Annotated in this window: 19 protein-coding genes; 13 read left to right on the top strand and 6 right to left on the bottom strand. The window is 55.2% G+C overall.

Translation table 11 applies throughout. The annotated features are described in order from the left end of the window. Nucleotides 1-3: 3 nt before the first annotated feature. The 4 genes from CD58_RS17770 to CD58_RS17760 are packed head-to-tail and all read right to left on the bottom strand — an operon-like array spanning nucleotide 4 to nucleotide 1696. Complete coding sequence (locus CD58_RS17770; RefSeq protein ID WP_025214348.1) at nucleotides 4-930, bottom strand: hypothetical protein; 927 nt, start codon at nucleotides 928-930, stop codon at nucleotides 4-6. A gap of 9 nt (nucleotides 931-939) precedes the next feature. Then, nucleotides 940-1242 (bottom strand): helix-turn-helix domain-containing protein, encoded by a 303-nt coding sequence (locus tag CD58_RS17765; protein ID WP_025214347.1) that lies wholly within the window; start codon nucleotides 1240-1242, stop codon nucleotides 940-942. Then, a complete protein-coding gene (locus tag CD58_RS30580; protein ID WP_144238588.1) occupies nucleotides 1239-1451 on the bottom strand; it encodes a hypothetical protein in 213 nt (70 codons plus the stop codon). Before CD58_RS30580 ends, CD58_RS17765 begins: the two co-directional genes overlap by 4 nt. An 8-nt stretch (nucleotides 1452-1459) precedes the next feature. Further along, nucleotides 1460-1696: a DNA-binding protein gene (locus tag CD58_RS17760; protein WP_025214346.1), complete on the bottom strand. Its 237-nt coding sequence runs from the start codon at nucleotides 1694-1696 to the stop codon at nucleotides 1460-1462. A gap of 220 nt (nucleotides 1697-1916) precedes the next feature. Between CD58_RS17760 and CD58_RS28800 the strand changes: the two genes are divergently transcribed. The 3 genes from CD58_RS28800 (at nucleotide 1917) to CD58_RS17745 (ending at nucleotide 3411) form a co-directional block, all read left to right on the top strand. Beyond that, a complete protein-coding gene (locus CD58_RS28800; RefSeq protein WP_049866966.1) occupies nucleotides 1917-2234 on the top strand; it encodes a hypothetical protein in 318 nt (105 codons plus the stop codon). 17 nt (nucleotides 2235-2251) lie between these two features. Further along, nucleotides 2252-2737 (top strand): hypothetical protein, encoded by a 486-nt coding sequence (locus tag CD58_RS17750; RefSeq protein ID WP_025214344.1) that lies wholly within the window; start codon nucleotides 2252-2254, stop codon nucleotides 2735-2737. A gap of 74 nt (nucleotides 2738-2811) precedes the next feature. Next, nucleotides 2812-3411 (top strand): hypothetical protein, encoded by a 600-nt coding sequence (locus CD58_RS17745; RefSeq protein WP_025214343.1) that lies wholly within the window; start codon nucleotides 2812-2814, stop codon nucleotides 3409-3411. A 154-nt stretch (nucleotides 3412-3565) separates the two neighbouring features. Here the strand turns inward: CD58_RS17745 and CD58_RS30575 are convergent, their stop codons facing one another. Beyond that, nucleotides 3566-4507, bottom strand: coding sequence for a hypothetical protein (locus tag CD58_RS30575; RefSeq protein WP_144238587.1), 942 nt, complete (start codon nucleotides 4505-4507; stop codon nucleotides 3566-3568). A 521-nt stretch (nucleotides 4508-5028) separates the two neighbouring features. On the opposite strand from CD58_RS30575, the gene CD58_RS17735 reads away from it, so the two are divergent. The 10 genes from CD58_RS17735 to CD58_RS17690 all read left to right on the top strand — a co-directional run bounded on the left by CD58_RS17735 (nucleotide 5029) and on the right by CD58_RS17690 (nucleotide 12659). Then, on the top strand, nucleotides 5029-5529 hold the full coding sequence (locus CD58_RS17735; protein WP_025214341.1) for a hypothetical protein: 501 nt from the start codon (nucleotides 5029-5031) through the stop codon (nucleotides 5527-5529). Continuing rightward, nucleotides 5526-5744 carry a hypothetical protein gene (locus CD58_RS17730; protein ID WP_025214340.1) on the top strand — a complete coding sequence of 73 codons (219 nt, stop codon included), beginning with the start codon at nucleotides 5526-5528 and terminating at the stop codon, nucleotides 5742-5744. The genes CD58_RS17735 and CD58_RS17730 overlap by 4 nt, the downstream gene beginning before the upstream one ends. A gap of 16 nt (nucleotides 5745-5760) precedes the next feature. Further along, nucleotides 5761-6066: a hypothetical protein gene (locus tag CD58_RS17725; protein WP_025214339.1), complete on the top strand. Its 306-nt coding sequence runs from the start codon at nucleotides 5761-5763 to the stop codon at nucleotides 6064-6066. Beyond that, the gene (locus CD58_RS17720; RefSeq protein ID WP_025214338.1) at nucleotides 6063-6356 is read left to right on the top strand and encodes a hypothetical protein; all 294 of its coding nucleotides are present in this window, start codon (nucleotides 6063-6065) and stop codon (nucleotides 6354-6356) included. Before CD58_RS17725 ends, CD58_RS17720 begins: the two co-directional genes overlap by 4 nt. A gap of 2 nt (nucleotides 6357-6358) precedes the next feature. Further along, a complete protein-coding gene (locus tag CD58_RS17715) occupies nucleotides 6359-6910 on the top strand; it encodes a phage protein Gp27 family protein (protein WP_025214337.1) in 552 nt (183 codons plus the stop codon). After that, the gene (locus CD58_RS17710; protein ID WP_025214336.1) at nucleotides 6907-8511 is read left to right on the top strand and encodes a terminase large subunit domain-containing protein; all 1605 of its coding nucleotides are present in this window, start codon (nucleotides 6907-6909) and stop codon (nucleotides 8509-8511) included. Before CD58_RS17715 ends, CD58_RS17710 begins: the two co-directional genes overlap by 4 nt. Next, nucleotides 8508-9890: a DUF935 domain-containing protein gene (locus CD58_RS17705; protein WP_025214335.1), complete on the top strand. Its 1383-nt coding sequence runs from the start codon at nucleotides 8508-8510 to the stop codon at nucleotides 9888-9890. Before CD58_RS17710 ends, CD58_RS17705 begins: the two co-directional genes overlap by 4 nt. A 1-nt stretch (nucleotide 9891) precedes the next feature. Beyond that, nucleotides 9892-10692 carry a phage minor head protein gene (locus CD58_RS17700; RefSeq protein WP_038436683.1) on the top strand — a complete coding sequence of 267 codons (801 nt, stop codon included), beginning with the start codon at nucleotides 9892-9894 and terminating at the stop codon, nucleotides 10690-10692. A gap of 107 nt (nucleotides 10693-10799) precedes the next feature. Continuing rightward, complete coding sequence (locus tag CD58_RS17695; RefSeq protein WP_025214334.1) at nucleotides 10800-11282, top strand: phage virion morphogenesis protein; 483 nt, start codon at nucleotides 10800-10802, stop codon at nucleotides 11280-11282. Nucleotides 11283-11423: 141 nt separating this feature from the next. Next, complete coding sequence (locus CD58_RS17690; protein WP_025214333.1) at nucleotides 11424-12659, top strand: hypothetical protein; 1236 nt, start codon at nucleotides 11424-11426, stop codon at nucleotides 12657-12659. Nucleotides 12660-12706: 47 nt separating this feature from the next. Here CD58_RS17690 and CD58_RS17685 read toward each other — a convergent pair whose 3' ends face one another. Next, the gene (locus tag CD58_RS17685; RefSeq protein ID WP_235195271.1) at nucleotides 12707-14572 is read right to left on the bottom strand and encodes a DUF7380 domain-containing protein; all 1866 of its coding nucleotides are present in this window, start codon (nucleotides 14570-14572) and stop codon (nucleotides 12707-12709) included. Nucleotides 14573-14669 lie beyond the last annotated feature (97 nt).

Below are 14669 nucleotides of genomic sequence, written 5' to 3'. Positions count from 1 at the left end.
CAATCAGGCCTCCGCAGGCGTCATCCAGGCCACGCCATCCGCCTGATCTGGCAAGTTGAACTCACTGCGAACCGCCCCCAGCGTGATCTCCAATTGCCGAATCAAACCGGCTTTAAAGACACGGTGATCCTCACCACCGACAGCCAACGCCTCCAGCTTCGCAAACCCCTCGCGCAATGGTCCCAACACACTGGCCTCTGCCTCATAAGCGATCGCCGCCACTTCCCCGCGCAAAGCCTTCGCCACTTCATCCGCAGACATCGCCTGGACTCGCTTACGGGATACCTCCAACTCCCGCCGAGCCTTATCCAACTCACCGGTCTTCTTCGCCATCACCTCGCTCTGCGCGGTGTAATCAGCCTTCATCTCATCAAGGCGCCGGTCTAACAGCTCCTTCTCCTGGGTGTGCTTGGCAATCATCTCCTCAGCAAGATCAACAAACGCCTCCTTGTCACCGGCTTTCGCCACTTCAATCAGCGCTGCCTGCTGGTCCTGCGGCAAACGCCGATACTGGCGCAGCTCGCGATAACCGATCCCCATACGCGACATCGAATCCAGCGCCTCCTCACCGAAGGCCCGCAGGTTCGCGATATCCCGATCCACCTGATCAACCGAACGCCCCAGCAGCCCGCAAAACTCCTCCCACGTACCGCTCAACACCTGCGCACCGTGCGGACTTTTGCGCCCGGCCAGCCCTCGATACAGCTTCTTCTCCTTCACAAATGCCAACTTCGAAGTCCGCACCGTGCGGGAAAACGCCTCAAACACGCCGGCCATTTGCGCCTGCCCCAGCAACTGATTCACCGTGTCACGCTCTTCACTGTGCGAGGCGTGAAGCGCAGCCATCGCGTTCTGATCAGCCGTCAACATCACCCCATCCAAAACAGGCAGCGCCAGCGTCTCCACGGGTATGCTCTTGCTCCGTGCCATACAACCTCCTTAAACGATCGACCCAGCGGCAATACGCTGATTGATTTCCTGCATACGCTCCGTCAAACGGGCCATGTGCTCGGCATGCGCCTGCGCGATCTGCAACACACCCACCGAGTGAGCAAAGCGGCCGTTATCCAGCTTCACCGCCAGACCTTCCTCAATCAGGGTTTGCATGGCCCGCGTGATATTGCAGGGACTGTCCTGCGTCAGCTGCGCCAACTCCGTATTACTCAAACCCGTCACCGTGTGGCCCTTCAACGCCTTCAGCGCACGCAAAACGCGTGCAGCAGCCGACCCCGAACGATTCATAACCTCGCCTCCGGCTCAGACATTTCAGGTAAATTGACACCCTCAGTACCGGTGGCATTGAGTGGCAATGGGTTCAGGCAAAAAGTGGAAACAACGAAAAAGGTGTGAATTGGTGGTTTTTTTGTAGGAAAACTCTTTTTTTGCCCTGCGCCCCCACACGACGTAGGTTTTAAAACGGTAGATTCCGAATAGCCGATATGATTTTTCATCACGAGCCTCACGCCACAAAACGGTTGAGCTCAAGGGCCGTCGCCGGATCAGTACAAATTTCTCCGGCTTTAAGACCCAGTTTGATCGCGATCTCGTGGGCCTGACCCCTTACACATTTCTTGCGTCCACCCAACACCTCGAACACCAGGTTGGGTGAAAAACGATTGGCGATTGCCCATTGGGTAATCGAAACACCTTTGGCCTTGAGCTCCGCTCGGGCCTGATCTGCTGTACGTAGCGCCATGGGTTCACTCCGGGGGCTGCTGGCACCGCTGGGGTGCCGATTAAGTTGCCGTTCGTGGTAGGACGGTGTGAATTTATGATGGAACCAATCGGTTCCTTTTCAAAGGGTTTTTGGTAACCGAATGGTTTCTTTTTGTGAGCGACTGCGCTCAGAACGAACACGACTTGGCCTCAACCAGACCGACTTCGCGGCACTGGCCGGCGTGACAAAGAAAACGCAGATGCTCTACGAAGCAGATGAACGCGTGCCCGACGCAAACTACCTAGCCGCCATCGCCGAAGCCGGTGCTGATACGTACTTCATCATTACCGGGCAAAAAATCGCCGCCACGTCGCCTAGCGCATGGGCACCCATCGATAGCGAGAAGCTCGGCCGAATCATCGAAATGCTAGAAGCGGCCGCCAAACAAGCCGGTCGGCGCTGGCCGGCCAAAAAACTGGCCGAAGTGGCCGCAGAGGTCTACAACGCGCTGGGTGACGATCAAGGATTTGATCAACCACGCGTTGAGCGAATATTGAAGTTGGTAGTAAATCGCTGAAATAGCAAAGGAGCTGTATGCGAAGCGAGGACGAAGCCCTGGTAAAAAATCTTTCAGCCAGGCTTTCTGAGGAAATTGAAAGCCTCCCCAGGGATGGAAAAGATCACGAACTCACCATCAAAATCAAAGGCAACCGGGGACACATCAACCTCGGCCACCAGACCTTTGACATAAAGACCGCTAAAGAGCCCCCACCAGAGGGCAGTGACCGCGCCCGAGAATGCCCGCAATGTCACCGCTGCACCTGGCGTTACACCCAACTGTGCATGCACTGTGACTACAACCTGCACCGTCACGACAAAGTTGCAGAGCACGAAAAAGAACGGGCACGCCAAGAGCGAAACAACCTACAAATGTTGAAAGTCTTTGGCGGCTGCATGGGCATCGCGGCGCTGAGCTTTCTTGTCAGGGACTTTCTGCCTGAAACATTAAAACCTTGGGCATTAGGCATTACAGGTGTTTTCGGTTTCTTTGCATTCGCCATCATGGCATCACACAAATAAGACCGGCAGACCGCGCTGTAGCCGCCAGCTTTAACGGTCAGGGACGACCAAAGACACTTTAAAAGGAGGTTTCAATGTCTGAGAAAAAACACACCACACCTTGGAAAGATCGGCCCGCCGCCGAAAAAATCGCATTGATCGTCGGCTGGTTGATCATCGCAAACCTCATGGCATACGCATTCCTGCCGAACAAACCCGAACCGAGTGCTCCCGCACCAGGCATCGAAACTGAAGTACTGCCCCCCACAGCCCAACACAACCGCGCCAGTACACAGGCCTTGAACAGTGCAATCTGGTACCTATCGCAGCTGGACAGCGCGATGACTGAAGGGATGCACCTACTCAAGGCCAACCAGCCCCATGAACTGGCCGCTCATAGCCAAGTATTCAAATCATTGCTTAAAGAGGGCTACGCGCAATTCGGTCGCTCCGTGTTTCAGCCCTTAGGCAAGTGTACCTCGGCGGCCGTCTTTGCCAACAGCTGGTGGCAGGCCCAAGTGACTGCCGCTCGCCAAGGCGGTACAGAGGTGATTCCCGGCTCGATCCAAAGCCACTTGGATGAATACACCCTCAACCGAGCTGACTGCCTGCAAAGCGCGGATCCCTCGGTCGAAACCGCTACGCCAACGACCGACAAAACACGACGGATTGGCCAGCGTACGTATCAGCCATGATCGGCTTAGAACAACTCGTCGATGCAGGTGAAGATAGGCAGAAATCGGCCATAAAGCGGTCATGGGGGGCGATTCGGTTAATGGTGCACGCGATCAATATTTTATCTCAGTAGGGGCATAACTTTCGAATAGCACCTAGTAATTCGCAGCTTATTCAAATCGGCTCGTTCTGCCTAAGTTCCTTTATGGCTTTCTCGATTTCATCTTTGGTTCTCATTTGGTTTTCATTTATAACCTTCCTTGTGACTGTAGCCAACTCACTGTAAAATATTTCTTCCTCCAGCTTGCTTTGGCCGGAGCTCTTAAAAATTTTTTCAACACCTTTTGGAGAGGGGTATCCCGATATTATTGTGAACTGAGTCCTTGTTTCTGGGGCGCTCCATACTTCCCTATTGCCCCCAATCAATCGGGTCACCGAAACATCCCCCTCCTTAGTTACAGAGATCGCGACGTTAACAATTTCGTCCCTACGGAGACTTTTTCGAAAGGCTTCAACTTTTTCGACAACTCTTGTTAACGTAATGTAATCTTTAACCCAAACTGCTACATCTAGAATTGCACCGCCGCCGCCGATATAGCGGCCTATCGCGGGGTCTGGTGGCATTGGCCAACTGCTCAAATTACCGTAACTCGTCGCTAATTCACTTGTTATTCTATCAGCGTCTTTTTCTAGGATTGGTGGCGAGTTTAATAGATTGACTAGGGCATCAAGTGCCTTCTGCCAAATGCTCCTCGCTTTGGCTAGTTCGGCAGCCTTTACAGCCTCGATTGCTGCGGCATTCCTTTTTATCGCGGCGGCTTGCTCAGCTGCCAATGCTGCTGCGACTGCAGCAGCCTTCGCCTTTTTTTCTGCTTCTACAGCCGCTCGTCTTTCAGCTTCTTCTCGCAGATCCTCGGACCGTCCTAGCTTTGAACTTCCTTTTGTACCTGCTCCTTCTCTTTCTCCGTCAAACACATGATTAGGAGTGCCTGGCCCTCCAGGCGTATCTCCTTCGTTTTGCTCCCCAATTTTCTTGTAATGAATTGAGTCGGCACATCCTTGGGAAATCACTGCAAAAATAAGCAAGACACACAGACGCAACTTTTTCATATTCATCCTCTTAATCCATTGGCTTTGAGATACTTATAGCCGAAACTGGCCTGTATTTTTGTAACGCCAATAATTACCTTTGAATTTTCCCAGCCAACCACACAGATACATGCCGAATATTTACTGAATAACTCATACCGCCATCAACGATATCCAATATAAAAATATATGTCTTGGGCAAAGCCGGCCTCTGGGAATCCGCAACACGTCTAGATGATCCTAGACCGCTTCGTGAAAATAGCCAGAGCAGAGGCGATAGCACTTCGCGACTGGCGAATTTTGGCCGACTTCTGCCGGTTCCGAAAGGCTGCACTGGGTCGATCTCCTCCAGTCACGTTACGACGCGCACGGCTCCAACCATTTCAACTACCAACCAAGGAAGAACTGTTGAGTTATCGCGAGTAAGCCCAGTCCCGACCACTCCCTAAACCCGATTAAAAGCCCCTCCAGCCCACGCCACCCACCATAGCGGCCTGAGCACATCCAGCGCCCCAACCCAAGGGGCGCCACGACTGGAGGCATCCCCCATGCGACCCGAACACCCCCGCGGCATCCGCAACTACAACCCCGGCAACATCCGCCACACCCATCGCGTCCGCTGGCAAGGCATGGCCACCGCCCAGACCGACAACCAATACGTCCAATACATCAACCCACGCTGGGGCATCCGCGCCATCGCCCGCGTCCTCATCACCTACCAAGACAAACGCCGCGCCGCCGACGGCAGCCCCATCGACACCGTGCGCGAAATCATCGAACGCTGGGCGCCGCCCTCAGAAAACAACACCGATGCCTACATCATCAGCGTCGCGCGCGCCCTGGGCCTCGACCCCGATGCGGCCAGCGTCGACGTCTACGACTTCGACATCATGCGCGCCCTGGTCACCGTCATCATCCGCCACGAAAACGGCCCAGGCCCCTTGCCGGGCGGTCGCTGGTACGGCGACACCATCATTGCCGACGGCCTATCACTGGCCGGCATCGAGCGCGGTGTTGTCCACGGCCAACTCAAGGGGGCGCCCGTATGAGACTCATCAGCGATTGGCGCCACGGCTACAAGCTCTACAGCCTCCAGATCGGCCTAGTCATCGTCCTGGCAGGGTTCGCCCAACTGGAACTATTGCCCCTCTGGCAGCCCCAGCTAACCCCCAAGGCCTACGCCACCCTCAACAGCGCACTGGCCATCCTCCTGTTCGTCGCACGCCTGATCAAACAAGGGCCAGACCGACCACCACAGCACTAAACCTGCGGAGCGTTGAATGAACCTCAATGAACTCAACTTCGGCTTCCAGACCGTGCAATGGCTGGTCCTCACCATACTGGCCCTCTACACCTGGATCACCAACCGCCACACCGCCAGCGCCCGAGAACTGCTTGAACTGCGCACCCGCATCGTCGCCCTCGAGGAACACGTCCGGCACCTGCCAGACTCATCAGCGGTCACCGACCTGTTGGGCGACATGAAAGCCATCCGCGCCGAACTCACCGGCGTCAAAGACGCCCTCAGCCCCTTGGCCCGGTCGCTCGACCGCATCAACGACTACCTGCTGCGAGAAAAAACATGACCCCCTATGCCGATTACCTGCGCCACGACATGCGCCTGGTCATCTTGCGGCTGCTGGTTGAAATGCCCGGCTACCGCGCCAACAGCTCCGTCCTCAACACCGCCCTCGACAACTTCGGCCACACCGCCAGCCGCGACCAAGTCAAAACCGAACTGCAATGGCTCGCCGAACAGGGCGCCGTAACCCTCGCCGACATCGGCCCGGTGCTGGTCGCCACCCTCACCGAACGCGGCCAAGACATCGCCGCCGGCCGCGCCCGCGTGCCCGGCATCAAACGCCCGGGGGCCTGACCATGGCCGGAAAATCCTCCATCAACCGCCTGCCACCGCGGGTCAAGGCCTACATACAAAAGCTCCTGCGCGAGGATCGCTTGACGCTCGACGACATGCTCGCCGACATCCAAAAGCGCTTCCCCGACGACAAAGCCCCCAGTCGCAGCGCCCTGGGGCGCTTCAAACTGGGCTTCGACGAACTCATCGACAAAGCCCGTCAGCAGCGCGAAATGGCCGAAGCCTTCGTCGGCGCCTTCGGTGAAGACGCCTCAGACAAAACCGGCGCCTTACTGGTCGAAGCCATCTCGACCCTGACCTACCAGGCCGCCATGGGCGCCCACGAAAAAGACGATGTCACCGTCGCTGAAGTCTCCGCGCTGGCCCGCGCCGCCAAAGCCACCATGGAAGCCCGGACCCTCAGCGTCAAAGAGCGCCAATCCATCGAAAAAGCCACCCGCGAACGCCTGCTGCAAGAGCAAGCCGTCGAACTCGACAACGCCGTCAAAGCCCAAGGCATGACCGAAGACCAGGCCCAGTTCTGGCGGCAGAAATTCCTCGGCGTCAAACCATGAAAGCCGCCGCCAGCACACTGCGCGTCATCGAATGGGATGAACTGCCGCCCAGCGTCCGCCAGATCCCCGAGGGCTACGACCCGCTGGGCGAAGGCATCCTGATGGCCCACCAATCGCAATGGCTGGCCATCGACGCCCACATCAAACTCTGTGAAAAAGGCCGCCGCACCGGCATCACCTTCGCCGAAGCCCTGGACAGCGTCATCACCGCCGCCTCCCAAAAAATCGCCGGCGGCATGGACTGTTTCTACATCGGCGACACTAAGGAAAAGGGCCTGGAATTCATCGGCTACTGCGCCAAATTCAGCCGCGTCATCGCCGAAGCCCAAGCGTCGGGCGTCAGCCAAATCGAAGAATTCCTCTTCCAAGACCAAGATGAGGCCGGCAACACCCGCCACATCAACGCCTACCGCATCCGCTACGCCTCAGGCTTCAAAATCGTCGCGCTCTCCAGCAACCCGGCCGGTGTTCGCGGCCTACAAGGCAAAGTAATCATCGATGAAGCCGCGTTTCACCGCGACGTCGCGGCCGTGCTCGACGCCGCCACCGCGCTGCTGATCTGGGGCGGTCGCATCGTCATCATCAGCACCCACAATGGCAAAGCCAACGCTTTCAACCAGATGGTCAGCGACATCCGCGATCAGCGCTACGGCAGCAGCGCCCAGGTCTTCCGCGCCACCTTCGACGACGCCGTCGCCAACGGCCTGTTTGAACGGGTCTGCTTCATGGCCGGCAAGGTCGCCACGGCGGACGAAAAAGAAGCCTGGTACAAACAAATCCGCAACGCCTACGGCCCGCGCAAAGCGCAAATGCGCGAAGAGCTCGACGCCATCCCCCGCGACGGCAACGGCGTCTGCATCCCTGGCGTCTGGATCGAAGACGCCATGCGTCCCGGTCGTACCGTCCTGCGCTTGGCCCTGGACGATGACTTCGCCCAACAGCCGGTCTACCGGCGCGAGGCCTACGTCAACGACTGGATCGAGCGCTACCTGGCGCCATTGCTACAGTCGCTTTCCCCCGAGCAACGCCACTTCCTCGGCATGGACTACGCCCGGCACCGCGACTTCTCCATTATCTGCCCGATGTCCGTTGACCAGGCACGGCATCGCGACGTGCCGTTCGTGGTCGAGATGCACAAAGTGCCCACCCGGCAACAGCAGCAGATCCTGTTCTACATCCTGCGCCGGCTGCCGCGTTTCGTCGGCGCGGCCCTGGACGCCACCGGCAGCGGCGAAACCCTCGCCGAAGACACCGCCGACGCGTTCGGCCACAACCGCATCCAACAAGTGAAAATCACCCGAACCTGGTACGGCGCCTGGATGCCCAAATTCGTGCAACTGTTCGAAGACGCGACGATCACGCTGCCCAAAGACGACTCGTTGCACCAAGACATCCGCGCCATCGAAACCGTCGACGGCATCCCCATGATCGTCAAAGCCCGCAAACAAGACCTCAAAGACCCCGACCTCTACCGCCACGGCGACTTCGCCGGTGCCGGTGCGCTCGCCAACTTCGCCACGCTGGAAGTCGCCAGCGGCCCGGTCACCGTCAAATCACGCCGCCCGCGCCAGGGCCAGCGCCTCACCCAGGGGTACGCATGAACAACACAGGCCTATGGGTCAGCCCCACTGAATTCGTCCACTTTGCCGAGCCCCAACGCAGCCGCTCCCTCAACCGCCACATCGCCACCCGAGGCCGCGCCCAGGCCAGCGACTTCGGCAGCCATTTGCCTAACCCAGACCCGATTCTCAAAGCCCAAGGCAAAGACATGGCGGTGTACCGCCACCTGCGCAGCTCAGCCCTCGTCGGTGGCAATATCCGCCGCCGCAAGGCCGCCGTGCTGTCGCTGGAACGAGGCCTGCAACGTGAAGACACCACCCGCAAAGTCGAACGCTTCATCACCGACTGGCTCACCGACCTCGACCTGGACCGCATCATCCGCGAACTACTCGACGCACCGTTATTCGGCTACCAGCCCATCGAACTCCTATGGCGCCCCGTGGGCAGGCATTGGGTGCCACAAGACCTGCTCGGCAAACCGGCGGAATGGTTCTTCTACGACAAAAACAACGCGCTGCACTTTCGCGCCAAAGACGCCGGCCCAGACGGCGAGCCCTGCGACCCGCAACGCTTTGTCGTCGCTCGGCAAGACGCCACCTACGCCAACCCCTACGGTTTCCCAGACCTGAGCATGTGCTTCTGGCCGGCCACCTTCATGAAAGGCGGGCTCAAGTTCTGGGTACAGTTCACCGAAAAGTACGGCAGCCCCTGGGTCATCGGCCAACACCCACGCGGCGCCACCGACGGCGAAACCGACCTGCTGCTCGACAGCCTCGAAGCCATGGTCCAAGACGCCGTCGCCGCCATCCCCGACGACGCCAGCGTGCAAATCATCGAAGCGGCCGGCAAAGCCGGTAGCGCCGACGTCTATCGCCAACTGCTCGAATACTGCCGCAGCGAAATCAACGTCGCCATGCTCGGGCAAAACCAGACCACCGAAAAAGACACCAACCACGCCAGCGCCACGGCCGGCGCCGAAGTCACCCAAGACATCCGCGACGGCGACGCCGCCATCGTCGCCAGCGCACTCAACGCCTGCATTCGTCACGTCGTCGACCTCAACTTCGGCCCCGACGTCGTCGCGCCGCGCTATGCCCTCTGGCAACAAGAAGAAATCGACAAATCCCTGGCCCAGCGCGACAAGGCCCTGACCGAGTCCGGCGTAAGGTTCACCAACGCCTATTGGCAGCGCACCTACAACCTGCAGGACGGTGACCTACAACAAGCACCGACCCGGGGCGACAAACCGTCATTCGCCGAAACCACCCAACACCGGGCGCCGGATCAAGCCGCCCTCGACCAAGCCATCAATAGCCTGCCGGCCGAGCCCTTAAACCAACTGACTGAAAGCCTCGCCAACCTGATGTTCATGGCCGACACCTGGGGCCGCCTAAGCACCAGCGCAGACCGGGAAGACTGACATGCCCAGCCCCGCAAAACAGCTCGACCCCGCAGACCTCAAAGCCATCTTCGGCCTCGAACCCGCCCACGCCATCGCCTACCTGACAGCCAAGGGCTACACCATCACGTGGCATTGGCAAGACATCCTCGACCAAACCCACGACCACGCATTCACCGTGGCCAAAGCCATGCGCCTGGACCTGCTCAGCGACATTCGTGCCGCCTTGGAGACCGCCCTCCAACAGGGCCAAACCCTCCAGCAATTCACCACCAATCTAAAACCCGTCCTACAAGCCCAGGGCTGGTGGGGCCGGCAAGTCATCGTCGACAGCCAAGGCAATGCCGAACCCGTCCAGCTCGGCAGCCCCCTACGGCTCAAAACCATCTATCAAACCAACCTGCAAAGCGCCTACATGGCCGGCCGCAAAGCCGGCATGGAACAGACCGCCGAGACCCACCCGTACTGGATGTACATCGCCATCCTCGATGGCAAAACCCGCAGCAGCCACCGCGCCATGCACGGCCAGGTCTTCCGTCACGACGATCCCATCTGGCAAACCATCTTCCCGCCCAATGGCTTCAACTGCCGCTGCCGCGTCATCGCGCTGAGCGAAGCCGCCATCAAGCGCCGCGGGCTCACCGTCATCTCCAGCCACGGGAAAACCTTCACCGAAACCGTCGAAACTGGCACCGACAAACGCACTGGAGAAACCAGAACAGCAACCGTGGGAGGCATCCGCCTCACCAACGCCCAAGGCCAAACCCTCACATTCCGCACCGACCCAGGCTTCAACCACGCCCCGGGGATCCGCCTGAATTAACACATCCACGTGGCGAGGGAGCTTGCTCCCGCTGGGCTGCGCAGCAGCCCCAGCCCAGCCCAACCAATACGTCCTGACCCACCGCAAACCAAAATGGAAGGCATCCCATGTTCATCATCGAACTAGACCACCAACGCCTACAACAAACCCTAAGCAAAGTGGAACAGTCCATCAGCGACCTAACGCCACTCATGCATAGCCTGGCCGCCGAGCTCGCCAGCCAAACCGAAGAAAACTTCGAATATGAAGGCCGTCCCCAGTGGCCTGAGCTTTCCGACGTCACCATCGGACGCCGAGCCGAAACCGGCCACTGGCCTGGCAAGATGTTGCAAGTCAGTGCTGCGGGGCTGGCTGCCTCGATTACAACCCAAGCTACGGATAGCTCGGCGTTGGTGGGTAGCAACAAGCCTTATGCGGCGATGATGCAGTTCGGTGGAGATCAGGCGGACTTTCCGCAGCTTTGGGGAGCTATTCCGGAAAGGCCATATTTGCCAATGGACGCAAAAGGCAAGCTACAGCCCGAAGCTGAGAAGGCCATCCTAGATATAGCGCTAGCCTACTTGGCGGTCGTTAGCTGGGACGTTCGATAATGTGGGCAACTGAGCTCGACGATTGTCATGCCGCAGGGAAGCATCTCCGCCGGGTTTAAATGTTCAATCTCACTAGGCTGACTTTCGGCATTGGGCTACGATCCACTATCTAGACTTTATGTTGTGGCGACGGAGTAGTCGATGAAGGTGAAATGGAAGGAGAACAAAAATTTAAAGCCCCAGTTACTGATGGATCGACTAGCTGCGATCACATCAATACTTCCGGACGGAAGGGTAAGCTTCTCTGCTTTTGAAAAGCTTCAGCTTGATGCAGTTCTTCTAACCATGCTCGATTTCCATAAAGAGTTCAGCTCATCGACCATGAAGAAGCTTTACAATTCAGGTGTAGAGCATTGCGCAAGAAAAAATGAGTTCACTAAGTCCTCTTTTATGACTGGCATTAATGAGGCAGTAGTTAAACACTGCGCAAGGCCGGAAGAAACGTTCACCCTTGTGACGTCGATTTCAACCCCTGACGGCTTTGCAAAAAAAATAATAATTCTTCGCAACTCAAGCATCAGATCATGGCCGGCGGGACTGCCTAAAAAATACCTGACTCGTGAACAATTAGATTGGCGGCACGGCGATGCTCCAATGCCGGAGGAGTATTGCCCCGTTACTGTTACCGTTAAATCTAAAGACTCAATGGATGCAGCCCATGCGGCGATCTATGATTTGGATTACGTTCGAGGTGTACACGCACTATTTGTCAATCCACCCTCAGAATTGAATTTTGGATTTGGTTCCCACAGCCCCATAAACAAAATCATGCTTGGCGGCATGCACACCCTTCACGATTCGAAGGGGCGTCTGGCCAAGAAGGATGTTTATTGGTATGAACAAAATTATCGTATCAGGCCTTCGGTCCGCCTCTCTAATACATCCCTCCTTATTAAAAATTTTAATTATGTTGAGGGGCAAATAAATATTCACGCCGACACCCTAGCCATTAAGGACGCCATCGTCAGGTACGTTAGGGCGTATGACGAATCGGATCGGAACGTGACAATTCAAAAAACCTGGGCGGCACTAGAATCAATAGTTTGCCCTCATGAGAACAATGCAGGCGCTATAGTCCGCCGCTGCTCCTTTATGTTCGCCGACCGCCCTTATTATGAGCAAGTACTAGAGCATCTCCGTGAATACAGGAATCGTAACGTTCATTCAGGGTATGAGATCGAAGATTTAGATTATCACTGCTATCAGCTTCAGCAGTTTTTTCGCCAAGCTGTTTTATTCTATCTTAACAATGCCTCATTTTTCTCGGATCTTCAAGAGGCAAATAAGTTTCTTGACATGCCAAGTACTCTTCCGGAGCTTCAGAAACTAAAAAGGCATCTAGAAAAAGCCATGAAATTTCAGAAGCTAGAGAGTTGAGCCGCTTCCACAAATATCTTTAGCAACTCAGTCAACTTGAAATTAAGTCAGTGAGTAATCTCTTGAATTGCTTTGGATATATGCGTCGACCAATATTTGTAAAGAGGCGCGCAGGTGAAATGATACATAAGCCAGCAAGCGTAGATACATGCACTCTGGTAGGACTGGCTGGCAGTGATTTTTCCGTGGGCCATCTCATGCCTGAGCATGGGGCCACCTTTAAGATTGAAAAGTAAATGCAAGATGTATGTGCCATCCACACCAAAAGCTTGTTCAAGCTCTCTCTTGCGATTTGAGTACATCTGACTTAACGATTGATCTTCCTGAGTGAGGTCTACATTTAATTTTGCTGTACTTGCTCCTCTGTTATTAAGCACGTATCTAAGGGAGTTTTCTAATTGCGGGACAAGAATATGAGTCGCGGAAATCATATCCCCTTGAATAAGTTTAGCGAAACCAAGTGCGAAAATCGATTCATGTCCAGGTGGAACGAACGCGCTGTGGGTTACTATTGGCTCTAAATGCCGCTCATCAATAGCTTGGCAACGAGACATAGTAATACAAGCTGGCTTTATAAAGCCCTCTGCCGAAATATGATAATGAAAGCTCATCTCAGTAAGACTTTCATGATCAAACCAATCTTCGGATGGCTTCTCATTTAAAAATGCTGCCGGAGCAGTGGCGATTACTTTTCCTTTTTCGTCCGAATAGCTTTTTCCAAACATGGACGAAAGAAAATGTCGATCTCTTTTTGCGAGGCACTGCGTATGGATAGCGATTTTTTCAGGATTACGGACAATGAAAGCTAAGCGAAAAAGCATTTCGTGAACTTCAAGCTCTTCGAATTCTTCGATAGTATCCTGACGTTCTCCCGTCAGGTCAATCGGTACGCTGAACTCGGTAAGCTCGGACAATGAGTCATCTTCGTATTGTTGTAGCTCTTTCTTGAGTATTTCGATTTTTTCGCGCATGCCCCCTATAGCACGTAACTCGCCAATAGCGTCTCTCGTCCAAGACGCTTTTGCTATGGCAGAACTTACACCATCACGCATTCGCAATGTCTGATCTACAGCCTTTATTTTACACCGGGTAGACGAGTCCTTATCACTTGTTTTTTGATAAGCGTGAGCCGCTAGATACCATACTTTTTTTACAGCTTCAGCGTATTGTTTATCTTTGTTGGCTACAGCTATCGCTTCAGCTTCAGAGGCTATACTGCTCCACTCTAAGAGACTATAAGACTGACCCAACACAGCAAGCCTGTGAAATGCAATTAAATTATTGTTTTTTTTAGCCGTTTGATACGCTAGCCCAAAGGTCTCTTTCGCGGTCTCCGGGATGCACTCTTGCTTTCCTGTTGAAGAATATATAGTGAAGGCTCTTTCTAGGATATCTACAATTTTAGAGGGCACCTCAAAATCAGATTCGTACTCATACAGTAGCTCTTTATTAAAAAAGCATGCGATGGCGGATAAGTAAGAGTTCGAGGCCAGCTCGGCCATTAAATAGAGCCTTCTATTTATATACCAGCAACTGTCTGCGATTCTCGCCCGCAATAAAGGATGGTTAAATTCTTTGGCTACTTCTATAAGCACTTCTTGCTGTGCGGCAAGAAGATCGCTGGGAATCAGTGTTCTTCTGCCGTCCATTATTATTTGAGGGGAAAAGGTGTCAGACCTATCGGGATTGAAATGATAACTGCATACAACGGCGAGAATCTTATACGCCCTTGCAGCGGATAGATCATTGCTTTTTTCTGCTGCGTATGCGGCCTCTTGGAACCTACGTTCGAGCGTGTGGAAATGCAGTGAATTGCTTATGGCGAGAATCGACGAAGGGTTAATGTGAGCAAAATCCTCCAAAGTGGCCACTTCTATCAATGGCCGGTTCTCTTCGCGTTCTATATCCGCCACGTTTCTATCCTTTTAGCCGTTTAGGTGAGATCAGCATAACCTAGAACCTAGTATCGTTTAACTATCCTAGGGGAGGAAAATATTGATTTTCGGTGGT

It is taken from the genome of Pseudomonas brassicacearum, assembly GCF_000585995.1.
In the GTDB taxonomy this organism is placed as follows: Bacteria; Pseudomonadota; Gammaproteobacteria; order Pseudomonadales; family Pseudomonadaceae; genus Aquipseudomonas; species Aquipseudomonas brassicacearum_A.
The sequence above is the reverse complement of the archived record's forward strand: the minus strand, read 5'-3'. Positions and strand labels throughout refer to the sequence as shown.